This is a genomic window from Thermosyntropha sp., from assembly GCF_017656155.1.
In the GTDB taxonomy this organism is placed as follows: Bacteria; Bacillota; Syntrophomonadia; order Syntrophomonadales; family Syntrophomonadaceae; genus Thermosyntropha.
The window spans coordinates 1-22,463 of the sequence record NZ_JACDOH010000013.1 but is presented as its reverse complement, the minus strand read 5'-3'; the positions used below and the strand labels follow the sequence as shown (position 1 = coordinate 22,463).

Genomic DNA, 22,463 nt, shown 5'->3' with positions numbered 1-22,463 from the left:
GCCTTTTACTTTTTGCCTTCTAATATTTTACACTATAAAAAGCTAAAAATAATGCAAATATAAATTTAACACAAAATTATTGTTTAATTCATTATTTTGAATTATTTTATATATTGCAGCCTAACAAAGCAGCAGCTTAAGGAGTGTGAAAGTCATGTATGAGAAAATAGAAAGATACGTAGTAAAAATAATTCCTCATAAAGGCTATGAAGTTACCGGATACTGGCAGGATGATATCCATGATTTGAAAAGTCGCATAGTATTTGACTACAAAACCTACAAAATAATTGAAGCTGAAGTAGAAGCAGAAAAAACTCCATTTTCCATATGTTCTGAGGGGATAAACTGTATAAAAAATCTGATAGGCAAACAGGTAGGCCCAGGTTTTTATAAGACTGTAAAAAGTGAGCTTATGAGCCCTGAAGGGTGTATACATGTGGGGGAATTAGTCATGGGGTCAGTAAAAGCCGCTATTCAGGCTGCTTCCCGTGAAATTCCTGAATGGGTAGATATCGAAGATTATAAAACCCGCTGGGAAGCCTGGGGCTCTATTTATAAAGATAAATGTATATTTTTTGCTCAACCTGATGCCGAAACTAAAGCATTAAAAATGCTACATGAATGTAAAAATAAACACCAGGGCCAAAAAGCTATATAAAAATAGAAAACTCGAGAGTATTCGATACTCTCGAGTTTTTTTCTACTTAAGGCGTTCAGGCAAAACATCGTTGCGCAGGAGATCTTCATATGTTTCCCGTTTAACAATTATGTCGACTTTTCCTTTATTTACTAAAACCATGGCCGGCCGCGGAAGGCGGTTATAATTGCTAGACATCGAATAATTATAAGCCCCAGTTGCAAAAACAGCCAAGATATCACCCGGTTCTGTTTTTGGCAACTCTGCATCCCAGATGAGCATATCCCCTGATTCGCAGCACTTACCGGCAATTGAAACTTTTTCTTCTGGTTTTTTATCAGCTTTATTAGCAATAATTGCAGTATATTTCGAACCATACAGGGCTGGACGCGGATTATCTCCCATACCTCCGTCAACAGCTATATATTTCCTTATTCCTTTAACTTCTTTATAAGAACCAACAGTATAAAGGGTAATCCCGACCGGGCCTGATATAGCACGTCCTGGTTCGACTATAATTTTCGGCATTTTTATCCCCTGTTCAAAAGCCTTTTCCTTTACAGTAAGCATAACTGCTTCTGCCCATTCTCCTGGATGACGCGGCTCATCTCCTTTATAATAAAAAATACCAAATCCACCACCAACATCCAGTTCATCAAATTCAAACCCTAATTCTCTTTTTATTTCACCGTAAAAATCCATCATAACTGCTGCAGCATGCTTGAAAGAATCCATCTCAAAAATCTGCGAACCTATGTGGCAGTGTAAACCTTTTAAATTAAGCCATTCTGATTTTAATGCCGCCTTTACTCCTTCCAAAGCCTGACCATCCGGCAGGGTGAATCCGAATTTAGAATCTATCTGCCCGGTTTTTATATATTCATGGGTATGTGCTTCGATTCCTGGAGTTATACGAAGCATTATATCCTGTTTCTGTCCTAGTTTTGAGCATACATCATTCAAAAGATTTAATTCATAAAAATTGTCAACTACGATTCTACCCACTCCGGTTTCAACTGCCATGTGAAGTTCTTCAATGCTCTTATTGTTGCCGTGGAAATATACCCTTTCCATAGGAAATCCTGCTCTTAGAGCAGTGTAAATTTCTCCACCTGAAACAACATCCAACCCCAGCCCTTCCTCAGCCACAATTTTAACCAAGGCCAAGCAGCTTAAAGACTTACTGGCATATATAACCAAAGAATCTCCATACTGGGCAAAAACATCATTAAAAATACGACAATTTTGGCGGAATCCCTCTTCATCTATAACCCAAAGCGGTGTTTTAAACTCTTTGACCAGGTCGACAACATCAATACCACCTACTTCCAAATGTCCAGCTTCATTTATTTTCATAGTGCCAGTTAAATACAAATTCCCAGCCTCCTCATATCTATGTAAAATCTTCGTTATTTTAACATTACAAAAGGTCAAGGGTCAACGAAAGAAAATAAATATACAGCATACATAAACAAAAATCCAAAACATTTTATGTTTTGGACTCAAAGCAAAAGCCAAATCTATTTAGCATTATTTCCTTCTGTTGCGTCATTATTTATCCCTGACGAAGAATTTTGCTGATTCAAACTTTTAATCTGTTTCTGCAGCTTCCGGTTTTCTAAAGTGAGTTCCTTAATTTTGCGAGCGATTTTGAACTGGCGAAAACTGTCTACCAGAAAAGTTATCACCGCACCAGCTAAAGCCGCCACCAAAACTACTACTGCTAGGGAAACTTCTGGAGAAGTCCATTTAAGAAAATGAACTGTTACTGTAGCAGTATTTTGAAAAACAAAAATCGCCACCGCTAAAATAAATATAAGTGCTCCTATAAGATATCCCTGCATCCTTACCCCCCGCTTTTTTATTTTTGTAGTATATTTTAAACCCGATTATAACTTTTGCCAACCATTTTACTCCGTATAACAAAAAACAGGAAGGTTTTACAACCTCCCTGCTATCAATTCCAGCAACTTATGCCCTCGCTTTTAATTCATACCATATCGGGCTTGCAATAAATATTGATGTATAAGCACCGGTTACAAAGCCTATGAGCATAGCTAAAACAAAAATCTTTATGGTAGCACCGCCAAAAACCAGCAAAGCAACAAGCGCAAAAGCAGAAGTCAACACTGTATTAATCGAGCGGTTGAGTGTCTGCATAATACTCCGGTTCAACAATGTCATACGATCTTCTTTAAGCTTAAATTTCATATTTTCGCGTATGCGGTCAAAAATAACAATGGTGTCATTTATTGAATAACCTATAACTGTAAGTATAGCAGCAATAAAAGAACTGTTAATTTCCCACTGAAAGAGGGAGAAAATTCCTAAAACCACCAGAACATTATGAATTATAGCTGCTATAGCCGCAATTCCAAAATGAAATTCAAATCTAACCGTAATATAAATAAGCATAAGAACCCCGGCAATAAGCAAGGCTAAAATTGCATTGCGGGTAAGTTCTTTACCTATAGTAGGTCCTACACTTTCAGCACTTAAGAATTCAACCTTGCCAAATTTATCTTTTAAGTCATTAAGCAGTTCTTTAGTCTGTTCCTGGCTCAATTCCACAGTCCGAATATAAAATTCATCACCGCTTTTTTGCACTTCAGCCTTTTCAAGGTCGAGCTCTTCTAGGACAGAACGAACTTCACCTGCATTTACATTATTTTCAATCTTAACATGTAAAATAGAACCGCCGGTAAAATCTATTCCCAGGTTAAGCCCCTGCATAAAAAGGGATACTAAACCAGGAATAATAATAATAAGTGAAATTATATAAAAAATCTTTCTTCTCTGGATAATCTGCATCCTTAGTCCCCCCTTCAATTAAACCCCATATAATTTGGGATTTTTAGTTATATTAGCAAAAAGAATCAACATATAGCGGGTAAATGTAAGAGCAACCAGCATGCTTGCAACGATTCCTATGGACAGAGTAACTGCAAAGCCTTTAATCGGCCCAGTTCCAAAATACATAAGAACAAGTGCAGTAATCAAAGTAGTTACGTTGGCATCAAATATAGTCCAAAAAGCCCGTTTAAAACCGGCATCAATAGCAGCCATAAGGGTCTTGCCCAGCCTTAATTCTTCCTTAATGCGCTCATAAATAATGATATTAGCATCAACCGCCATACCTATCGAAAGGGCAAAACCTGCAATACCAGGCAAAGTCAGGACTGCACCCAGTCCCCACATAGCACCTAATACAATAAGAGCATACAATACTAAAGAAAGGTCAGCTACAAGTCCGGGAAGCCTATAATATCCCAGCATAAAAATCAAAATGGCTATAATCCCTACAATACCTGCTTTTATGCTCTTTTCCAGGGAATCTGCCCCCAAAGTAGGACCAATAGACCTTTTTTCCATAACCTTAAAGGAAACAGGCAGAGCACCTGAGCGCAGAAGAACCGCCAAATCCTGAGCTTCTTTAGCGGTAAAGTTACCTTCTATAACTGCCCTGCCAGTATTTATAACATCTTTTACAAACGGCGCGCTCACAATTTTATTGTCAATAACTATGGCAATATGCTTTCCTAAATTAGCTGAAGTAGCTTCACCAAAAAGTTTAGCTCCTTCTTTATCAAACTCCAGCTGAACCATAGGCCCTTTTTCAGGATCTACCACTGCCTGGGCATCTTTTAAATTTTTGCCGGTAAGCAGGACATTTCCCTGCTCATCCCAAAATTCAAGCTGAGAAGTTGTTTTTAAAAGTTCAACTGCTGCTTCGGGATCATCTTCACCGGCTATCTCGATTACTACCCTTTTATCACCCTGGGGAAATAAATTAGTCTCTTTAACGCCTAAGCTATCCACACGATTACGGAGTATTCCCACTGCTTTCTGGATAGTATCAGGCGTAACCGGCTGCCCTTCAGCTTCTTCTGCCTCTAAAACTACCCTAAGTCCTCCCCTTAAATCCAAACCCAGCTTAATATTTTCTTTTATAGGCTGATAGAGATAATAAGTTAAAGTTCCTAAAACCGCAATAATAATTGCTATTACCAGGATACTGGTACTTTTCCGCACCTTTTTTCCTCCTTCCCATTAAAAAGCCTGGCTTATGCCAAGCTTTTTTATTAAAAAAATTTTTAAACAAAAAATAAAAGCTTATAAAAGCTTAGCCCCATTAATAATAAGCTCAAACTGGCAGCCTAAAAAATCAGCGGCACGGCGGCACATAAGCATACGGCTCAAAAATATTTCAAAATATTCCATGACCGGACATATACTCGTATCAATAGTAAGCTGCATAGTAATAATCTTTTCTTTCTCCCGGACAATAAGCCCTGAATCCTGGACTGCATAATTTACCCGGTCATGAATATCAAAAGTAGATACATCTGTATTTCGAACCCGGTTGCGGTGAACATGAGATTTATCCGCTAAAATCAGAGCAGCAGCCACTTCATTTACCGGGTGTCCGCTGCCTTCATCGTGATTGCCAATCGCTGCACCGATAACTGCTACTTCTGCTGGCTCCATTTCCATACGCCGTAATATTTCCATGGCAATAAGCGCCCCACTCTGGCTGTGTCCGTTGCGATTGACTACATTACCCAAATCATGCAAATATCCTGCAATACCGGCAAGCTCAGCCGTTCGCTCATCATAACCCAACTTAAGCATTATCTCCCGGCTCAGATTGGCAACCAGCGAAACATGAACAAAGCCATGGTCGGTGTAGCCCATTTGTCCCAAATGGGCATTACCTTTTTCAATAAAAGTTTTCACAAGAGGATTTGCCTTAACATCACTTAAAGTTATCATTTTTAATCCTCTACCTTATAAGCTATTGCCCTTTTCAAAAATTCAACTTCTGTGTTGTCATTAACCCTTACCAAAATAGTTTCATCCTTAACTTTTGCTATCTCTCCTTTTATTCCGCCTATGGTTACTATCTTATCACCCTTTTTTAAGCTGGAAACAAGCTCATTATGCTTTTTCTCCTGCTTTTTGCGGGGCCAAATAATAAAGAAATAAAAAATAGCAATAAAACCCGCAAAATAAATAATTAGAGTTATAGTCGCATTCTTGTCCATTAACCTTATTCCTCCTTTTTTCAAAACTTAATTATAGTTCTACAAAAAAATGCAAATCCCTCTTGTTAAAACTTATATTCTTTAAAGAAATTATCGTAAAACTCTCCAAACCTTTCCTCTCTTATAGCATTTCTTATGTTTTCCATCAATTTAACCAGAAAATAAATATTATGGTATGACAGAAGGCGATGAGCCAGTATTTCTTCGGCCTTTATAAGGTGTCTTATATAGGCCCGGCTGTAATTGCGGCATACATAACAATCACATTTGTTGTCTATCGGTGTAAAATCTTCAGCAAAAGCTGCATTACGAACCGTGATTTTCCCCTGATGGGTAAAAGCCGTACCGTGCCTTGCTAATCTAGTAGGTAAAACACAGTCAAACATGTCCACACCGCGCTTTACCCCTTCTACTAGATCCTCAGGGGCTCCTACCCCCATCAAATATCTGGGCTTGTCCTCTGGGAGCAGTTTATGAGTAAGCTCCAATATCCGATACATTTCAGGCTTAGGTTCCCCTACACTTAAGCCTCCTATTGCATAGCCAGGAAAATCAAGCGAAACAATATCTTCCGCACTCTTCCTTCGCAAATCTTCAAATATGCTGCCCTGGACAATACCAAACAAGGCTTGGTCTTCTCTTTTGTGATGTTCCCGGCATATCTTTGCCCACAGGCTGGTTCGGGTTAACGCCTCTTTGGCATATTCATAACTGCAGGGATAAGGAGCACATTCATCAAAGCACATGGCAATATCGGCTCCCAGCTTCTGTTCTATCTCCATAACCTTCTGGGGAGTTAAAAAGTGCCTGGATCCATCTATATGAGAATTAAAATATACCCCCTCATCGCTTATTCTGCGCAGCTTACTCAGGCTGAAAACCTGAAAACCTCCACTGTCAGTAAGTATTCCACGATTCCAGTTCATGAACTTATGAAGCCCTCCGGCTTTTTCAACAAGTTCTGCTCCCGGCCTTAAATAAAGATGATAAGTATTGGATAATATAATATCTGCTCCTATTTCATATAAATCCTCGGGAGCTAAGGTTTTAACTGTAGCTTGAGTTCCTACTGGCATAAATATAGGTGTCCTGCATTTCCAATGGGCAGTTTCCAACTCGCCTAAACGGGCAAAAGAATCCTTGTCTTTCTTTATGACCTTGAACTTTAGCATAAACTCCTCCCGTTATTTAGAAAACTATTTTATAAACATGGCATCACCGTAGCTGAAAAATCGATATCCCTGTGCTACAGCATAATTGTAGGCTGACATAGTATTTCCATGCCCGGCAAAAGCAGCTACCAGCATTATAAGTGATGAACCCGGAAGATGAAAATTGGTGATAAGTTTATCTATTGCTTTAAATTCATACCCGGGATATATAAATTTTTCAGTTTCCCCGCTTTGCGCTTTGAATCCCGAGTTATCATCATATACTGTTTCTAAGGTTCGGACTACGGTAGTTCCTACCGCAATAATGCTTTTTCCAGCTTTTCTGGTCTTATTCAGCAAATCAGCAGTTTCCCTGTCAACCTGATACCATTCTTTATGCATCTTATGTTCTCTTATATCTTCACTGGTTACCGGACGAAAAGTTCCTATACCTACATGCAGAACTACGGTTGCAATATTTACCCCTTTTGCCTTTATCTTATCCAAAAGCTCTTCCGTAAAATGCAGTCCTGCCGTAGGTGCAGCTGCCGAACCTAAATCCCTGGCATATACCGTCTGATACCGGTTTTTATCGCTTGTTTCGGCTGGTCTTCCTATATAGGGAGGAAGAGGCATCTCACCCATTCTGTCTATAAACTCTTCTTCGTCAGGACAGTTGTGAAATCTTATAAGTCTCCCCCCTCTTATATCAATTTCACTTAATATCTCAGCCTTAACTGATATATCCTGGCCAAAAAACACAACATGCCCCGGCTTCAGCCTTTTAGCAGGCCTTACCAGCGCTTCCCAGACATCCTGTACTTTGCGCAAAAGCAAAATTTCAACTTTAGCTCCACTCTCTTTATAACCATATAAGCGTGCAGGAATCACTTTAGTACGATTAACCACTAAAGTATCCCCTTTTTCCAAATATCCTATTACATCCCTGAAAATGCGATCTTCTTTAGCTCCTGTTTTTCGATCAAGCACCAGAAGCCGCGAAGAGTCTCTCGGCTCAACCGGAAACTTAGCAATCAATTCTTCCGGGAGATAATATTCATAGTTCTTTAAGCTGTAAATATCAAAACCTTTCTTTTCCATACTCATCTCCTGAATATAAGATTAAATAATAAAGTCAAAATCAAGCTTAACAGCAAAAAAGTAGTTATCGGAAAATAAAAGACGAAATCTTCTTTTTTTACATATATATCGCCAGGAAGGCGGAAAAACGAACCTCCACCCAGTTTAGCCATCAAATAAAATATTGCTCCCAAAAAAAGAAGCAATAATCCCGATATTATAAGAAGCCTGGCTATTCCTTCAAAACCGTTCATCTTTTATTCCTCCGCTAATTATTTTCCCCTTTCAATACTTCTTGGACTACACTTTTAGGTGCATATCGTTCTAATTCACTGTATATGCAGCCGCAGTACTGCTGCCTGTAAAGGCCCATGTTTTTCGATATTTCTATCCCTTCCTTAAAGCCTTCCCTAAAATCTTGATATAAAAAGGGAATTCCATATTTTTTTCCGGCTTCTTCTCCTATTTCCACAATTAAATTATGTTTCTGATATCTGCTGACTAAAAGAGTGGTAGTAAAATAATCAAATTTGCCTTTCTTTGCTATATGCGCTGCCGCTTCCAATCTCATCTTATAACAGATTAAACATCGTTTCGTCTCACGATAAGATATGCTTTGTAAAAACTCCTTAAGATCATATTTTTTATCGTAAATAACCTTAAGCTGAACCAGTTCTGCAAACTGCTCCAAGGCTTCTTTCCTCTTTAAATACTCAGTATAAGGATGAATGTTGGGATTATAAAAATATCCCATCAAATCATACCCGTGTTCCCTCAAAGTAGATACAGGATAAATAGCACAGGGACCGCAGCATATGTGCAAAAGCACTTTGGCCATAGTCAATCACCTGCTTTTCATTATTCCTCCAGATTAAACAGTCCAGGTTCATCAGCATCTTTTCTTAGCGGATAACCAAGATGTTTATAAGCGCGTTCAGTGGCAATTCTACCTCGTGGGGTTTTTTGAATCAACCCTAATTTAAGCAAATATGGCTCATAAACATCGGAAATTGTATCAGTTTCTTCAGAAACAGCCGCCGCTAAAGTTTCCAACCCTACAGGTCCGCCACCAAATTTTACAATAATTGCTTCCAAAATCATGCGATCCAGCATATCAAGACCCCATTCATCTATTTCCAGCATTTCAAGGGCTAAAGATGCCATAGTATCGGTAATTACACCATTTCCTTTAACCAGGGCATAATCCCATACCCGTCTTAAAAGCCTGTTGGCAATACGCGGGGTTCCACGGGATCTCCTAGCAATTTCATATGCTCCCTCATTTTCTATCTTGATATTCAATATACGGGCTGCCCGCTTTATTATATCTACCAAATCATCAACCTCATAAAAATCAAGCCTGCACTGAATCCCAAACCTATCCCTCAAAGGTGAAGTCAAAAGCCCAGGACGGGTAGTAGCTCCAATAAGGGTAAAAGGGGGCAAATCAAGCCTTAAGGTTCTGGCAGCCGGTCCTTTTCCAATAACAATATCCAGTGCAAAATCTTCCATAGCCGGATACATTATTTCTTCCACACTGCGGTTTAAACGGTGTATTTCATCAATAAATAATATTTCCCCCGGCTCTAAATTAGTAAGTATAGCAGCTAAATCTCCCGGCCTCTCAATCGCCGGCCCGGAAGTTTTTCTTATAGGTTTTCCCGTTTCATTGGCAATTATAGCAGCTAAAGTCGTTTTTCCCAGCCCAGGAGGCCCGCTTAAAAGCACATGATCTAAAACTTCCTTTCGTTCCTTGGCTGCAGAAATAAAAATACTTATATTTTCCTTCACCTTATTCTGGCCTATATAATCTTTTAAAGTTAAAGGTCTAACCGATATATCTGTATTATCATCATCTTCTAAAGGCCGAGGCGATATAAGCCTTTTTTCCGTCAAAAACATCTCCCCCCTCTACATTTTCTACTTCTACTTAAATTTAGCTCCGCTTAAAAAACGCAAAACAAGTTTAAGGTTATCTTCCAACCCCCCGGTTAATTTACCCTCTTTTTGTATCTCCTTTATAACCGGATAAACCTCACTCCGCTTATAACCTAAAGATTCTAATGCTTCTAAAAGCTCTCCTGTTTGAACTCCTGTATTTGCTGCTACACAGGAATAAGATTCCATAAGCTTATCTTTAAGCTCAAATATCAACCGTTGAGCAGTTTTTTTCCCTATTCCAGGTATACCTGTCAAAAGCTTTTCCTTTTCATCTATTACCGCCTGATAAAAAGTTTCCGGCTCCATAGCTCCCAATATTCCTAGAGCACTTTTAGCTCCTAATCCTGATACAGCGAGTAGTTTTTTGAAAAGCTCAAGTTCTTCCCTGTGTAAAAAACCATAAAGCCTAAACTCATTCTCCATAACCTGCAAATGAGTATACAAAAAAATCTCCTGTCCTTTTTCAGGCATTTCCAAAAAACTTCGGTTATGCACATAAACCGTCCAACCTATACCGCCTACATCTATAATTACTGCTTCCGGCTCATATGAAAATAAGATACCGCGGATAAATGAAATCATTTTTATTCCCCTCTAAAAAAATATTTACATCTTGCACTATGGACATGACAAATAGCTACCGCTAAAGCATCAGCCGCGTCATCCGGTTTAGGAATATGGTCAAGGTTTAATATATTTTTAACCATAATCTGAACCTGTTTTTTTTCGGCATTGCCATAGCCCACTACAGCTTGTTTCACTTCTAAAGGAGTATACTCAGCAACCGTAAGCCCGGATGCTGCAACAGTGCAAAGTACAACTCCCCTAGCCTGGGCCACACTTATAGCTGTTTTAGCATTGCGATGATAAAATATTTGTTCTACCGCAACTGATTCCGGTTTAAAATAATCTATAATATGGCTTAATTCCTTATTTATTCTGTATAATCTTAAAGCCATTTCCATATCAGATGGAGTAGTAATCGTTCCATAAGAAACCAGGGCTTCCCGCCCTGCATGGCTATCTACCAGCCCATATCCAGTTATAGCTGTTCCTGGGTCTATTCCTAAAACACGCATATATCTTCTCCTTCAAATTATTATAAGAACTATTTCTAATTTTTACTCCATTCTTCCTCTTTTTCCCTTTAAAAGTAAATCAAATCAGACCAAACTAACATTGACGCATTTTTAATGATACTCCAAAAATCTGTTCTGTTCTAATTTTTTTTTGAATATATAAAAAAAGATAAGGCAGTTTACCCACCTTATCCTCGCTTAAACTTTTGTTCACACTAAATTACATATATTCATCAAAATTTTCTAAAGCATCCTTTAAAGCATTTTCATTCTCAAATTCATAATCTCCTCTTCTTATTCTATTCCTTTCATCTACAGGCAAGTTTTCAATCTTTATATTAGTCACCTTTTCTAAAACTTCTTCTTCTGGAGGACCTTTATATACGGCAACATAGCCTCTATAATCTTTCAGCCTTCTCTTTTCCTGTTCAGCGGGACACCATCCGTTAATCGACTGCCTTATTATTAAAGTATTATCTTGGAAGTTAACCTCGTACCCGGAAGATTCAGGATACATCTTCTTAATCTCATCCGGTGATTTACCATTAAGCCGCTCCCTTTCCGGAAACTCGGATATCGTCACATGTCCACATTTAATATAAACTTCTTCGTAGATTACCTGGGTATCTTCATTTATAATATTGTTTTTATCGGCAATTTCAACTACCGGTTTTTTATCCCCAGCATTATCGTAAAAATCAAGCAAAAAATCTGCAATATAATAACCAAAACCAACAAACAGGGCCAAAACGGCCAAAAGAACAATCCCCTGTAATCCTCTCTGCACAACAAACCACCTCATATAAATCTTTGCCAAAAAAACAATTAAATATACCCTAATATCAGCCTACTTTGTCGCTTCATGAGCAATTTTTGGTATTATTTTGGTTTAAAATAGAAATTATAGTTAAAATTGAACTTGCATAAACCGATATGATATGGTTTATAATAAACATATAAAGGTCAAACTTTAGTCAAATTTGTTCAAACTTTCTGAAAATTACGGTCAACTTAACGGGAAAATAACAGGAGGTGGTTAAAATGGTTAAAAAGGTAACTCCTGATAATCTCGATATACCTCTAGACTATACCTTTTTTGATCTCAACCATGCATGGGAAACTGTGGATCTTCCCATATACCCTGAAGAAAGCCAAATACAATCAACAAATGCTAAAAGAACAGATATTTCAGCATCCTACTGGAAAGATATTTTTCAATTTATGGAAGCCACTTTATGCAATGGAATGACATGGGATGTCGATCCTTCTGATATATCAGAAGAAAATACTTTCACAAAAAGGCATTATGAAAATGCCCTGCAAACTGTGGCAGAAGAATCTAAATCATTTGAAGAAATAGTAAGCGAATTTGACCGCTGGATCGGCACCCCGGTAGATATTCTTTCTCCTTATGGAGATATTTCCTGGGGTGAAAATGTTTTCCTTGAAGAAGATCTGACCTTAGAAGTACCGGTAAAAATCTACCGCAAAGATTCAGATTATATTGTAAAAGCCAATGTCCCCTGGATAAAAGTCGATGAATTTAACGATATGCCGGCAGATACTAAAATTAATCTGAAAAGTATCCTGGCAGCTCTTCCCTTAAGAATCAATTCACGTCAGGCCAAGATAAGCTTCGTAAACGGCGAGCTTAAGTTAGAAGTGCCAAAAGCAGCAGAAAAATAAAAATAAAAAGGTGACCTAAGTCCACAAGCTCAGGTCACCTTTCGTTTTGTTTATGATAATTTTTCCATTAACTCATCCGGAATTGATACATTAGTATAAACATTCTGCACATCATCATGATCTTCCAGCTTTTCAATCAGCTTAATTATCTTAGACGCTGTTTCCTCATCAGTAATTTCTACCGTATTTTCCGGCAGCATTACAATATCTGCTGTTTCTAAGGGGATATTCTCTTTTTCTAAAGCTTCTTTCAGCTGCATAAAATTCTCTGGAGCAACAATAATCTCAAATACCGATCCTTCATCCTTTATATCATCAGCACCCAATTCTAAAACCTGCAGCATAAATTCCTCTTCATCAATATTCAAGCTGTCTTTGTTTATGCTTATAAGCCCGCAGCGTTTAAACATCCAGGCTACACAACCGCTTTCTCCCATATTGCCGCCATTCTTGGAAAAAATGTGCCTTATTTCTGAAGCAGTACGGTTGCGGTTATCAGTTGCAATTTCCAGCATAAAAGCCACCCCAGCAGGTCCATATCCTTCATATACTATTTCTTCCAAAGCTTCGGCTTCTATTTCTCCTGTCCCTTTTTTTATCGCTCTATTTATGTTTTCATTGGGCATATTTACTTCTTTAGCCTTCTGAATAGCCATCTTCAACTTAGGATTAGCATCTGGATCTGCGCTTCCCCCGGTTCGAACTGCAATCATTATTTCCTTTGCTATTTTAGTAAACATCTTGCCTTTTTTTTCATCTGATCGGGCCTTTTTATGTTTTATATTAGCCCATTTTGAATGTCCAGCCATCAAACTTCCTCCTTCTTAAACCATTTCTACCATATTCCCGGTATCATCCTTTTAGTCATCTGCATATAATCCCGGTATTCGTCTCCAAAATATTTTAATAAAAGCTTTTCTTCAACTTCAATGCGATAGATCAAAGCCGGAAGATGCAAAAATAAAATTAAAAATAAGGCCCCCCAGGAATTAAAAATTAAAGGAAAAGATAGCACACTTATAAAAGTGCCTAAATATAAAGGATGTCTGATCTTTTTATAAGCCCCTTCAGTTATAAGCACATGATTTTCATAAATGGCAACCCTAGGATTAAAATACTTACCCAGAGAATTAAACCCCCACCAGCGTATCAAACAAGAAACTATAAAAAGAGCAAAACCAAAATAAATTATAACTGGTTCAAAGGCTTTAATTCTAGTCCAATTTAGTTCCACAAAATCTATAGCAGCATAAAAAAGAGCAATAAGAAACGAAAACTGCACATATATATATGATCTGCGGTCATCATCCTCAATTACATAGGAATCCGGATCTTTATAAATTAAAATTTCTGCTACCACGGTCCATAAAAGATACATAGCAAAAAAAACCGTAATAACCTTGAAATCAAAAGAAGGCAGCTCTTTATAGGCTATCCATGCAATATACAAAAAAACAGCTACCGCTACAATAATTCGTATTAAAACATTACGCTGTCTGCTATTCATTTTTAAACCTCTCCTACCGCAAAATAATTATTTACATCCCGGAGGAATATAAGCAATAGGGGGAATTTTCCTTTTATGCGCGCTTCTTCGATGCATAGCCTCTATTTTTTCTATTACCTCACTTCTCCCCTGGCCAGTTTCTAAATAAGCGTCCAACTCTTCATATGTCCAGCCCATTTCCCCTTCATCGGTCTGTCCAGGCCATAGCCCCGCTGAAGGCGGTTTTCTTATAATAACTTCCGGTATTTCCAAATAATGTGCCAGTTCATACACCTCTTTTTTTAGCAGATCCCCCAAAATCTGAAGGTCTACCGCACTATCCCCATATTTAGTAGCATAGCCAATGTAAATTTCACTTTTGTTGCTGGTGCCTAATACCAGATAATCCCTGGCCTGAGCCGAATAATAAAGTGTAATCATACGCAGGCGCGCTTTTATATTGGCTCTTAAAAGCCGACCTTTCTCTCCTTCTACCTTTAAATAAGACTCAAATTGGGTAGACAAAAGCTGATAAGCATTAGTCAGTTCAACTATATGGTGATTGATATTAAAAGCATCTACTAAAAGCTGAGCATGCATACGATCCTCCATGCTGCTTTCACACGGAAGTATAAGTCCCATGCAGTTTTCACCCAATGCTTCTTTAGCAAGGACTGCTGCAACTGCAGAATCGACTCCTCCGCTTATTCCCAGTACAACTCCTTTTGCACCAGCTTTCTTTACTTCCTCTTGCAGCCATCCTGTAAGATACTCACTAACCGCCTTCGCATTCACTTTTTTAATTCCCCCTTCATTTATCCAAATAAACTAGTAGATAAATACTTTTCCACTCCATCTGGAGCAATTACCAGTATTTTATTGTATCTTCCTTCTCTTGCTATATTAAGAGCTGCAAAAACTGCCGCACCCGAAGATATGCCAACTCCTAAACCTTCTTTACATGCCAGCTCACGACAGGTATTTATAGCTTCTTCATCTCTTACCGCAAAAACCCTGTCAATTAATTCAGTATTCAATATAGGTGGGATAAATCCTGCTCCAATTCCCTGAATTTCATGAGCACCTGCTCCACACCCGCTTAAAACTGCAGAATTTTTAGGTTCAACGGCCACTATCTCAACATCTTTTATTTCTTCTTTAAGCACGCTTGCAACTCCGGTTAAAGTTCCGCCGCTTCCCACTCCAATTACTACCGCATCTAAATCTTTTCCCATCTGATACAATATCTCTTTAGCCGTATATACCGCATGGCTTTCTGCATTATAAGAATTTTCAAACTGCTGCACCATATAATATTTTTCAGGATCTGATGCCGCAATAGTCCGAGCTTTTTCCACTGCTCCCATCATTCCTTGAATTGCAGGAGTAAGTATTACTTCAGACCCGTAATGCTTCAGTATCTTTCGCCTTTCTTCACTCATATTCTGCGGCATAACAATAATCAAATGGTAGCCTTTTACTGCTGCTGCTATTGCTAAGCCTATTCCCGTATTACCGCTGGTTGCTTCTATAATTACCGAGCCTTCTTTTAATTTTCCTTCTTTTTCCGCTTTTTCAATCATATAAAAGGCTGCCCTGTCTTTTAGGCTTCCACCCGGATTATACTGTTCCAGCTTAACATAAACCTCTGCTGGCAAACCTTCACTCAGTCGATTCAGTTTTACCACCGGCGTTTCACCTATTATTTCCAAAACATTGGCTGCTACCTTCAAAATCATAACCCCCTGTAATTTTTAATTTAGTAAAACCCTCCAATCAACGATTTCTAAACTTAGGATAACAATTAATTTGCCAATTTTTTATTATAAAAAATTATTGGGGGTATAAAATAAATTGATGTATATTTTAAACACTAAACTATCGTGCTAAATCCTCCGATATTAAGCAGCCTCTGAGCCAATAAAACGGCAGAACGGGCATCATCTGAATAGCCATCTGCCCCTATGCTGTCCGCATATTCCTGAGTCAAAACTGCGCCTCCCACCATAACCTTACAGGATAATCCTTTTTCCCTTAAAAGCTCAATTACTTCCTGCATCCGCGGCATAGTAGTTGTCATTAAGGCACTAAGGCCAACTATATCCGCCTTTTCACTGGCTGCCGCTTCAACTATGGTTTCAGCTTTAACATCCTTTCCTAAATCCACTACTTTAAACCCATAGTTTTCAAGCATCAAAGCCACGATATTTTTTCCGATATCATGAATATCTCCTTCTACCGTAGCAAGCACCACAGTCCCCTTCGTTTCAGACGCGTCTTCTTTTAAAAGGGGCTTTAACCTGCTGAAAGCATGTTTCATAGTATCCGCTGCCATCATAAGCTGGGGAAGAAAATATTCTTTTTTATCGTAAAGCTCCCCCGCTTTTTCTATCCCCGGAATAAGTCCTTCATTTACAATTGTCATAGGCTCAATTTTGTCATTTAATGCTTCATCAAGCAGCCCATCAATCATCGACATATTTCCTTCCAAGACCGCCTGGCTTATAAGCTGAAGAATTGAATTATTTTCCGGTTCTTTAAGCTCAGGAATATTTTCAGCTATTTTAACTGAAGCTTCTTTTTTTTCCCCCTGGGACAAAATTTCCGGTATATTACACTCTAAGCATACCTGATGCCTTATGCGACCTTTATCTCCTGCCTCATTCTTTTTGATGTCCTTATATACCTCAATGAACTTTGCACAGTTGGCATCACGATTTAAAAGAACTCCTGCTGCACGGGTAACATCCATCATCCGTTCATCAAAAGGATTCATTATGGGCAAATCCAACCCAGCTGCCCACGCCATAGCTAAAAAAGTAGAATTAAGTATTTCCCGTCCAGGTAAACCGTGAGAAACATTGCTTACTCCTAGCACAGTTCCTGCACCCAGTTCTTTTTTTATAAGGCTTAATCCTTTTATAGTTTCCATAACTTCTGCCTGTTCAGCACTGGCAGTTTTAACAAGAGAATCAAGGTATATGTCTTCATCACGAAGTCCACAGCTTTTAGCCTTTTGATAAATTTTGCGCCCTATTTCAAGCCTTCCTTCTGCTGTTGAAGGAATGCCGTTTTCATCCAGACATAGGCCGAGAACTGCCGCCCCATATTTCTTAGCAAGAGGCAGTATATTAGCAAGGTGTTTTTCTTCCCCGGTAGTAGAATTTATAAGTGCCCGGCCGACAAAATTCTTAAGCCCTTCTTCAATTGCCTCTGGATTGGTAGAATCAATTGAAACAGGAACATCTACCACCGCTTGAATTGCTAAAACCGCTTTTTTCATAGCTTCCTTTTCATCAATCCCGGGAACCCCCATATTGACATCCAGCATTGGGGCACCGCTCATGACCTGTTTTTTGGCTTCTTCTACTACCATCTTCATATGTCCCTCTTTTATATCGGCAGCCAATTTTTTTCGCGCAGTAGGATTAATCCTCTCTCCAATAAAAGCGAGAGGATAAGGAGCTCCAATTAGAACATGCCGGGTGCGCGAAGCAAAAGCAAAAAACTTTTTCTTTTCCCTCTTGATTGGTGCTAAACCTTTTACCACCTGTGCCATTGCTTTAATGTGCTGAGGAGTAGTACCACAACATCCCCCTATAATATTGGCTCCTGCATCGCGAAGAAGCAAAGCATATTCCGCCATTTCCTCCGGAGTATCAGGAAAAATTGTTTGCCCATCCACCAAAGTTGGCAAACCTGCATTTGGCTCCACCGATAAAAACACGCTGGTATAACGATTCAGTTCCTCGATCATAGGTAAAAGCTGCAAAGCCCCTCCCGAACAGTTAGCTCCTATGGCTAAAGGCTGTAAGGCTTCTAATATAACCAAGGCAGTTAATGGATCAGTTCCCATCATAGTCCTGCCGTCTTTTTCAAAAGTCATATGAGCAATAACCGGCAGCCTTGTATTATATCTGGCAGCAATCAAAGCTGCTCTCATTTCGCCAACATCAGTCATAGTCTCAATGGACAAAAGGTCTGCTCCAGCTGCTTCACATGTTGTTACTTGCTCTTTAAAGGCTTCATATAAATCATCGAAGCTGACGTCACCTATCGGCTTTAATATCCTGCCGGTAGGGCCAATCGAAGCAGCCACTAAAGCCTTTCCTCTTGCTTTTTCCTTAGCAATCCTTACTGCTTCGGCGTTTATCTCCTTTACCTTATCCTGAAGCCCGTATTCTGCTAATTTAAACTTATTAGCCCCAAAGGTGTTAGTTTGGATAATATCTGCCCCGGCTTCTATATACTCATAGTGAATTTCTCCTAAAACCTGAGGATTACTAACCCCAAAAAGTTCAGGACATTCTCCAGGCTTTAAACCACTAGCCTGAAGCATAGTCCCCATCGCTCCATCAAGGATAAGTATTTTTTCCTTTAACATAATTTCTAAATTTTCCAACTCTTTTCCCCTCTTTCCTGCTTGCTGTATAATATGAAAAAGCCCTCTTAAAAGAGGGCAGATATTCCCTCCTATCTGCCAGGTTAAAAACCTGCAGGATTTGGCACCATGCCATTAAGGCGGTTGCCGGGTTTCATAGGGCCAGTCCCTCCACCTCTCTTGATAAGAGTAAATATATTTACATTTCATTTTCTTTCAAATCCTGTCCATCATTATTGTTCTCGTCTACAACTAAATCAGGCTTTTCTTCATCACTTCCCGTTTTTTTGGTATCCGGCTTTATATTGATCTGTGCAGCCGAACTAGGCTCATCTTCAAGCCTTATGGCCTCTTCAATCTCCTGTTTAACCCCACTGGTAGCTTTTTGAAACTGATTTACCGCTTTACCTAGAGCACGGCCTACTTCTGGAAGCTTTCCTGGTCCCACTACAATTAAGGCTATTAAAAGTATCAACACCAGCTCCCATGGTCCTATATTACCCACAAATCCCAACATACAACTCCCCCCTGAAGCTATTATGGTCTTTTGTTTATTGTACTTATATTTTAATACTTTAGCAAACACTTTATTTTACAGTAAATAAAACAACCAAAAAAAAAAAAAAAACAGACTGCTATTGCAGTCTGTTCCAAAAGTCAAACTTTATCTTAACTGTGTCGGCACAAAAGCATCGATTATACCTATTACAAAAGCAGAGATAAGACTTCCTAATAAAGACACTGAAAGAAAATTGGGAATAATAAATTGAGCTAAATATATCACTACTGCTGCAGTAATAAAACCTACTATCCCTCTTGCCCGGGGGGATATTTTTTCCCCCAATATCATTTCAACCACATAGCCTAAACCTGCAATAACTAAAGCTGCTATTAAAGCCCCTACAAATCCATTAACACTTATCCCGGGTATTAAAAAACTTACCAGCATCAAAACTAAAGCAGAAACTATAAAACGAACTACAGCACCAATCATAATTCAGCCTCCTTGCTTTTTTGGCTTTTACCTTTATTTAGAATGCCAAAAAAGGGGCTTTATTATACTGCTTTCTATAATTTTAATAATAAAAACTTAAGTCGATATACTTTGAGTATAATTTACTATAAGCGCCGGTTTTTGGTGAGCCTTTGCAAAGCCAGAACCAGCTAATGCCAAGAGACTGTTACAACTTTCTTCACCTTTTATTACAATCCCATAATTTTCTTTTGTTTTTTGATACCATGCAGTTACTAATGAAGTTATATCTATATATTTATCACCTATAAAAAATGAAGCTATCTCTTCTTCTGCCTCTGCTTCATTTTCTGTCCCCGGTTGATTTTTCCAATTGACTTTCCTTTCCTCCCAAAATTCGCTTAAAGCATATATCCTGAGTTTAACAGGCTTATAAGCCGGAACTTCATTTCTTACAATGTTTATTTTAAGACACGCGCTCTTTATACACCATTCAAGTGGTATAATCTGGAATAAAACACTTAAATCAAACCACAATAAACTGCGGTAAATATCACCCTCTTTTTGAAATCTTCCTGTAAACAAAGCTTCACTAAAAGCAAAATTTTTAAAAGGATAATATTCAGAAACATATGCACTTTTAGTCACTGGCAAAATAACCGTATTCATATCACAATCTCCTAATTTAGGAATTCCAGATTATCCTTATACCAGTCAAGTGTAAGCTTCAAACCTTCTCTCAATTCGTATTCCGGTTCATAACCTAAAAGCAGATGTGCCTTTTTAATATCAGCCAATCTATATACAGTTTTATCCCATTTCCTTCTTTCATCATATCTTATACTTATTTTTTCCCCGCTCAATTCCGAAAGCATATTTATTACTTCCAAAATAGACGAAGCCCTTCCTGTCCCTATATTAAAAACTTGATTAACCCCTTTTTCCGAAAATGCTGCCAGAACAGTTCCTTTTACCGCATCTTTAATAAAAGTAAAATCCCGGGCCTCATCCCCGCTCCCTGTAAGAGTAAAAGGCTTATCTTGCAAAGCTGCCGCCATAATTTTAGGTATAACTCCGCGATACTGAAGATTAGCTTCTTTAGGTCCATAAACATTAAAATAGCGGAGAACAGTTACAGGAAGTCCGTAATTTTCAGCATAAAAGAAAGTATAGTATTCTCCAGCCAGTTTTGATATACCGTATGGAGTATGTGGTTTAAGAGGGGATTCTTCTTCCAAAGGATTCACAGAGGGAAGATATACACAGGAAGTAGATGCATATACGAATCGCTTGACCCCCGCCTTTACTGCTAAATTAAGCTGATTTAAAGTCCCCACGGTATTAACCTTCAAATCATACACCGGCTCTTTTATTGACAATTCATTGGCATAATGAGCAGCTAAATGAAAAAGCAAAAAAGGTTTATACCTGTAATATATATTTTGCAAGCTTTCATCCCGTACATCCCTCCGATAAAAAAAAACCTTTCCATAATCCGGCAAATTTTCAAGTCTTCCTGCAGAAAGATTATCAATAACAATAACCTCATAATCCCTTTGCACCAGATACTCCACCAAATGCGAACCTATTACGCCGGCTCCTCCGGTAACAATAACAGTTTTTTCTTTCATAATTCCCTCCCGCATTTGAAGACATTTATATTCTATAAACCTTAATTCCAGGGATTTCAGGAAAATCACGACGGGTATCAACAACAACAGGCGGTTCATTCATGAGATTAACTATATCTTCAGAATTAAAATTCATATTTTCCTGCTTTGCCGCTATAATCATACAATCCGCCCCCTTTATACATTCCTCAAAGGTAGCAACCTGATAAACATATATTTGAGGAACAAGGGGATCATAACCTCTTACCTCTGCTCCCAATCGCAACAAAATATCTGCTATATCTGCTGCCGGACTGCAACGTACATCAGCACAGTAATCTTTCATCGCCAAACCGATAATTGCTATTTTAGCTCCTTTAATCTCTTTACCAGCTTTTTGCAATGCTTCTGTGACAAATTTTACTACTTCCCCCGGCCTTTCCTTATTAATTTTGCGTGCCAAACTTGAAAGTCTTAGGCATCTTTTTTCTTCTTCGGGTAAAGATTCTCTTAAATATCCTAAAGCATTTGGTAGACAGTATCCTCCAACTCCAGGTCCCGGTTCATGCAGGAAAACGCGGGGATGAGTATTAGCCAAATAGCGAAGTTCGTAAATATCAATATTTAAACTTCCAGCAATATAAGTAAGTTCGTTTATTAAGGCAATATTCACATCCCGGAAAACATTCTGAACTACTTTAACAGCTTCTGCCGTCCTTATGTTAGAAGCGCGATATATAGGGGAATCGCTTACCGATCGCAAAAATTCCGCAGCCTTTTCATAACTTATATCATCTGCTGCCGCTAAAATCCTCGGATTATTTTGTAATTCCAAAAAAGCAGCTCCTTCTGCTATAGTTTCAGGACAATAGGCAAGATACACCTTAAAGCCCAATGCATTTAAGCGTGGTAAGATCAATTTTTCAAAAGTCCCAGGAATCATAGTAGTTTTAAAAATAACTATATCTCCTTCTACCAGTTTTGAAGCTAATAAATCCGTTACCTCCTGAAGAGGTGACAGATCATATTTTCCCTCACCGCTGTCGGAAATCCCCACCGTTACAAGAAAAACCCCGGGACTCAAATCATCCCTTATCAATAAATCGCTAACTTTAAAAATTCCCTCTTTTATTAATTGTTGAGCCAAATCGCCAATATGCCTTTCTCCATATTTCTCATAAATATTAACTTTATTTTCAGTTATTTCTCTTATAAGTTCTTTGTCTTTATCGATACCTACAACTTCAAAGCCCTTTAATCCTAAAAAAACTGCTAAAGGAAGCCCAATATGCCCTAATCCCAAAACATATACCTTCATCAAAATCCCCCTGTCAAACACAATAGTTCTGTTAACTTAAATCATATTTGCAATCGTAGAACCCCAGTGTTTATGC

At 38.5% G+C, this 22,463-nt stretch carries 26 protein-coding genes and 1 riboswitch; of the genes, 2 read left to right on the top strand and 24 right to left on the bottom strand.

The genetic code is table 11. From position 1 onward, the window contains the following. Positions 1-154: 154 nt before the first annotated feature. Complete coding sequence (locus H0Z36_RS10370) at positions 155-658, top strand: DUF2889 domain-containing protein (RefSeq protein ID WP_296866125.1); 504 nt, start codon at positions 155-157, stop codon at positions 656-658. A 42-nt stretch (positions 659-700) separates the two neighbouring features. Here H0Z36_RS10370 and lysA read toward each other — a convergent pair whose 3' ends face one another. The 14 genes from lysA to H0Z36_RS10300 all read right to left on the bottom strand — a co-directional run bounded on the left by lysA (position 701) and on the right by H0Z36_RS10300 (position 11,720). Beyond that, positions 701-2,011: a diaminopimelate decarboxylase gene (gene lysA, locus H0Z36_RS10365; RefSeq protein ID WP_296866123.1), complete on the bottom strand. Its 1,311-nt coding sequence runs from the start codon at positions 2,009-2,011 to the stop codon at positions 701-703. Between the two features lie 146 nt (positions 2,012-2,157). Continuing rightward, positions 2,158-2,481 carry a lipopolysaccharide assembly protein LapA domain-containing protein gene (locus tag H0Z36_RS10360; protein WP_296866121.1) on the bottom strand — a complete coding sequence of 108 codons (324 nt, stop codon included), beginning with the start codon at positions 2,479-2,481 and terminating at the stop codon, positions 2,158-2,160. A gap of 127 nt (positions 2,482-2,608) precedes the next feature. Beyond that, entirely contained in the window at positions 2,609-3,448 is an 840-nt protein-coding gene (secF, locus tag H0Z36_RS10355) for a protein translocase subunit SecF (protein WP_296866119.1), read from the bottom strand. Positions 3,449-3,466: 18 nt separating this feature from the next. After that, positions 3,467-4,669 (bottom strand): protein translocase subunit SecD, encoded by a 1,203-nt coding sequence (gene secD, locus H0Z36_RS10350; RefSeq protein ID WP_296866118.1) that lies wholly within the window; start codon positions 4,667-4,669, stop codon positions 3,467-3,469. Between the two features lie 81 nt (positions 4,670-4,750). Then, the gene (locus H0Z36_RS10345; protein ID WP_296866116.1) at positions 4,751-5,410 is read right to left on the bottom strand and encodes an HD domain-containing protein; all 660 of its coding nucleotides are present in this window, start codon (positions 5,408-5,410) and stop codon (positions 4,751-4,753) included. Between the two features lie 2 nt (positions 5,411-5,412). Next, the gene (gene yajC, locus H0Z36_RS10340) at positions 5,413-5,682 is read right to left on the bottom strand and encodes a preprotein translocase subunit YajC (protein ID WP_296866115.1); all 270 of its coding nucleotides are present in this window, start codon (positions 5,680-5,682) and stop codon (positions 5,413-5,415) included. Positions 5,683-5,747: 65 nt separating this feature from the next. Beyond that, the gene (gene tgt / locus H0Z36_RS10335) at positions 5,748-6,854 is read right to left on the bottom strand and encodes a tRNA guanosine(34) transglycosylase Tgt (protein WP_296866113.1); all 1,107 of its coding nucleotides are present in this window, start codon (positions 6,852-6,854) and stop codon (positions 5,748-5,750) included. A gap of 24 nt (positions 6,855-6,878) precedes the next feature. Further along, entirely contained in the window at positions 6,879-7,934 is a 1,056-nt protein-coding gene (gene queA, locus H0Z36_RS10330; RefSeq protein ID WP_296866110.1) for a tRNA preQ1(34) S-adenosylmethionine ribosyltransferase-isomerase QueA, read from the bottom strand. 2 nt (positions 7,935-7,936) lie between these two features. After that, positions 7,937-8,167 (bottom strand): DUF2905 family protein, encoded by a 231-nt coding sequence (locus H0Z36_RS10325; protein ID WP_296866108.1) that lies wholly within the window; start codon positions 8,165-8,167, stop codon positions 7,937-7,939. Positions 8,168-8,181: 14 nt separating this feature from the next. Then, positions 8,182-8,751 (bottom strand): epoxyqueuosine reductase QueH, encoded by a 570-nt coding sequence (locus H0Z36_RS10320; protein ID WP_296866106.1) that lies wholly within the window; start codon positions 8,749-8,751, stop codon positions 8,182-8,184. A gap of 20 nt (positions 8,752-8,771) precedes the next feature. Then, positions 8,772-9,815 (bottom strand): Holliday junction branch migration DNA helicase RuvB, encoded by a 1,044-nt coding sequence (ruvB, locus tag H0Z36_RS10315; RefSeq protein WP_296866104.1) that lies wholly within the window; start codon positions 9,813-9,815, stop codon positions 8,772-8,774. Between the two features lie 24 nt (positions 9,816-9,839). Continuing rightward, positions 9,840-10,436, bottom strand: a complete 597-nt coding sequence (ruvA, locus tag H0Z36_RS10310) for a Holliday junction branch migration protein RuvA (protein WP_296866102.1) — start codon at positions 10,434-10,436, stop codon at positions 9,840-9,842. A gap of 2 nt (positions 10,437-10,438) precedes the next feature. Then, positions 10,439-10,933: a crossover junction endodeoxyribonuclease RuvC gene (ruvC, locus tag H0Z36_RS10305; protein ID WP_296866100.1), complete on the bottom strand. Its 495-nt coding sequence runs from the start codon at positions 10,931-10,933 to the stop codon at positions 10,439-10,441. Positions 10,934-11,153: 220 nt separating this feature from the next. Beyond that, complete coding sequence (locus H0Z36_RS10300) at positions 11,154-11,720, bottom strand: hypothetical protein (protein WP_296866099.1); 567 nt, start codon at positions 11,718-11,720, stop codon at positions 11,154-11,156. A 254-nt stretch (positions 11,721-11,974) separates the two neighbouring features. Between H0Z36_RS10300 and H0Z36_RS10295 the strand changes: the two genes are divergently transcribed. Continuing rightward, entirely contained in the window at positions 11,975-12,619 is a 645-nt protein-coding gene (locus tag H0Z36_RS10295) for a hypothetical protein (RefSeq protein WP_296866097.1), read from the top strand. 50 nt (positions 12,620-12,669) lie between these two features. On the opposite strand, the gene H0Z36_RS10290 is transcribed toward H0Z36_RS10295, so the two are convergent. The 10 genes from H0Z36_RS10290 to H0Z36_RS10245 all read right to left on the bottom strand — a co-directional run bounded on the left by H0Z36_RS10290 (position 12,670) and on the right by H0Z36_RS10245 (position 22,387). After that, on the bottom strand, positions 12,670-13,428 hold the full coding sequence (locus H0Z36_RS10290) for a YebC/PmpR family DNA-binding transcriptional regulator (RefSeq protein ID WP_296866094.1): 759 nt from the start codon (positions 13,426-13,428) through the stop codon (positions 12,670-12,672). Between the two features lie 26 nt (positions 13,429-13,454). Continuing rightward, positions 13,455-14,126 carry an isoprenylcysteine carboxylmethyltransferase family protein gene (locus H0Z36_RS10285; protein ID WP_296866092.1) on the bottom strand — a complete coding sequence of 224 codons (672 nt, stop codon included), beginning with the start codon at positions 14,124-14,126 and terminating at the stop codon, positions 13,455-13,457. 27 nt (positions 14,127-14,153) lie between these two features. Beyond that, positions 14,154-14,900 (bottom strand): NAD+ synthase, encoded by a 747-nt coding sequence (locus tag H0Z36_RS10280; RefSeq protein WP_296866090.1) that lies wholly within the window; start codon positions 14,898-14,900, stop codon positions 14,154-14,156. A gap of 20 nt (positions 14,901-14,920) precedes the next feature. Next, positions 14,921-15,844, bottom strand: a complete 924-nt coding sequence (cysK, locus tag H0Z36_RS10275; protein ID WP_296866088.1) for a cysteine synthase A — start codon at positions 15,842-15,844, stop codon at positions 14,921-14,923. Positions 15,845-15,978: 134 nt separating this feature from the next. Beyond that, positions 15,979-18,507 carry a homocysteine S-methyltransferase family protein gene (locus H0Z36_RS10270; protein ID WP_366508884.1) on the bottom strand — a complete coding sequence of 843 codons (2,529 nt, stop codon included), beginning with the start codon at positions 18,505-18,507 and terminating at the stop codon, positions 15,979-15,981. A gap of 68 nt (positions 18,508-18,575) precedes the next feature. Beyond that, a riboswitch (SAM riboswitch) is annotated at positions 18,576-18,676 on the bottom strand. Between the two features lie 9 nt (positions 18,677-18,685). Then, the gene (locus H0Z36_RS10265; protein ID WP_296866086.1) at positions 18,686-19,003 is read right to left on the bottom strand and encodes a twin-arginine translocase TatA/TatE family subunit; all 318 of its coding nucleotides are present in this window, start codon (positions 19,001-19,003) and stop codon (positions 18,686-18,688) included. Positions 19,004-19,150: 147 nt separating this feature from the next. After that, positions 19,151-19,480, bottom strand: coding sequence for a phage holin family protein (locus tag H0Z36_RS10260; protein WP_296866084.1), 330 nt, complete (start codon positions 19,478-19,480; stop codon positions 19,151-19,153). Between the two features lie 96 nt (positions 19,481-19,576). Then, positions 19,577-20,128, bottom strand: a complete 552-nt coding sequence (locus tag H0Z36_RS10255) for a DNRLRE domain-containing protein (RefSeq protein ID WP_296866082.1) — start codon at positions 20,126-20,128, stop codon at positions 19,577-19,579. An 11-nt stretch (positions 20,129-20,139) separates the two neighbouring features. After that, complete coding sequence (locus H0Z36_RS10250; RefSeq protein WP_296866080.1) at positions 20,140-21,090, bottom strand: NAD-dependent epimerase/dehydratase family protein; 951 nt, start codon at positions 21,088-21,090, stop codon at positions 20,140-20,142. A gap of 25 nt (positions 21,091-21,115) precedes the next feature. Beyond that, positions 21,116-22,387 (bottom strand): nucleotide sugar dehydrogenase, encoded by a 1,272-nt coding sequence (locus H0Z36_RS10245; RefSeq protein ID WP_296866077.1) that lies wholly within the window; start codon positions 22,385-22,387, stop codon positions 21,116-21,118. Positions 22,388-22,463 lie beyond the last annotated feature (76 nt).

Coding starts and splice junctions, on each gene's coding strand:
- H0Z36_RS10370 (WP_296866125.1), top strand. CDS start 155: ATGTATGAGAAAATAGAAAGATACGTAGTAAAAATAATTCCTCATAAA.
- H0Z36_RS10360 (WP_296866121.1), bottom strand. CDS start 2,481: ATGCAGGGATATCTTATAGGAGCACTTATATTTATTTTAGCGGTGGCG.
- secF (WP_296866119.1), bottom strand. CDS start 3,448: ATGCAGATTATCCAGAGAAGAAAGATTTTTTATATAATTTCACTTATT.
- H0Z36_RS10345 (WP_296866116.1), bottom strand. CDS start 5,410: ATGATAACTTTAAGTGATGTTAAGGCAAATCCTCTTGTGAAAACTTTT.
- yajC (WP_296866115.1), bottom strand. CDS start 5,682: ATGGACAAGAATGCGACTATAACTCTAATTATTTATTTTGCGGGTTTT.
- tgt (WP_296866113.1), bottom strand. CDS start 6,854: ATGCTAAAGTTCAAGGTCATAAAGAAAGACAAGGATTCTTTTGCCCGT.
- queA (WP_296866110.1), bottom strand. CDS start 7,934: ATGGAAAAGAAAGGTTTTGATATTTACAGCTTAAAGAACTATGAATAT.
- H0Z36_RS10325 (WP_296866108.1), bottom strand. CDS start 8,167: ATGAACGGTTTTGAAGGAATAGCCAGGCTTCTTATAATATCGGGATTA.
- H0Z36_RS10320 (WP_296866106.1), bottom strand. CDS start 8,751: ATGGCCAAAGTGCTTTTGCACATATGCTGCGGTCCCTGTGCTATTTAT.
- ruvB (WP_296866104.1), bottom strand. CDS start 9,815: ATGTTTTTGACGGAAAAAAGGCTTATATCGCCTCGGCCTTTAGAAGAT.
- ruvA (WP_296866102.1), bottom strand. CDS start 10,436: ATGATTTCATTTATCCGCGGTATCTTATTTTCATATGAGCCGGAAGCA.
- ruvC (WP_296866100.1), bottom strand. CDS start 10,933: ATGCGTGTTTTAGGAATAGACCCAGGAACAGCTATAACTGGATATGGG.
- H0Z36_RS10295 (WP_296866097.1), top strand. CDS start 11,975: ATGGTTAAAAAGGTAACTCCTGATAATCTCGATATACCTCTAGACTAT.
- H0Z36_RS10290 (WP_296866094.1), bottom strand. CDS start 13,428: ATGGCTGGACATTCAAAATGGGCTAATATAAAACATAAAAAGGCCCGA.
- H0Z36_RS10285 (WP_296866092.1), bottom strand. CDS start 14,126: ATGAATAGCAGACAGCGTAATGTTTTAATACGAATTATTGTAGCGGTA.
- cysK (WP_296866088.1), bottom strand. CDS start 15,844: ATGATTTTGAAGGTAGCAGCCAATGTTTTGGAAATAATAGGTGAAACG.
- H0Z36_RS10265 (WP_296866086.1), bottom strand. CDS start 19,003: ATGTTGGGATTTGTGGGTAATATAGGACCATGGGAGCTGGTGTTGATA.
- H0Z36_RS10260 (WP_296866084.1), bottom strand. CDS start 19,480: ATGATTGGTGCTGTAGTTCGTTTTATAGTTTCTGCTTTAGTTTTGATG.
- H0Z36_RS10255 (WP_296866082.1), bottom strand. CDS start 20,128: ATGAATACGGTTATTTTGCCAGTGACTAAAAGTGCATATGTTTCTGAA.
- H0Z36_RS10250 (WP_296866080.1), bottom strand. CDS start 21,090: ATGAAAGAAAAAACTGTTATTGTTACCGGAGGAGCCGGCGTAATAGGT.
- H0Z36_RS10245 (WP_296866077.1), bottom strand. CDS start 22,387: ATGAAGGTATATGTTTTGGGATTAGGGCATATTGGGCTTCCTTTAGCA.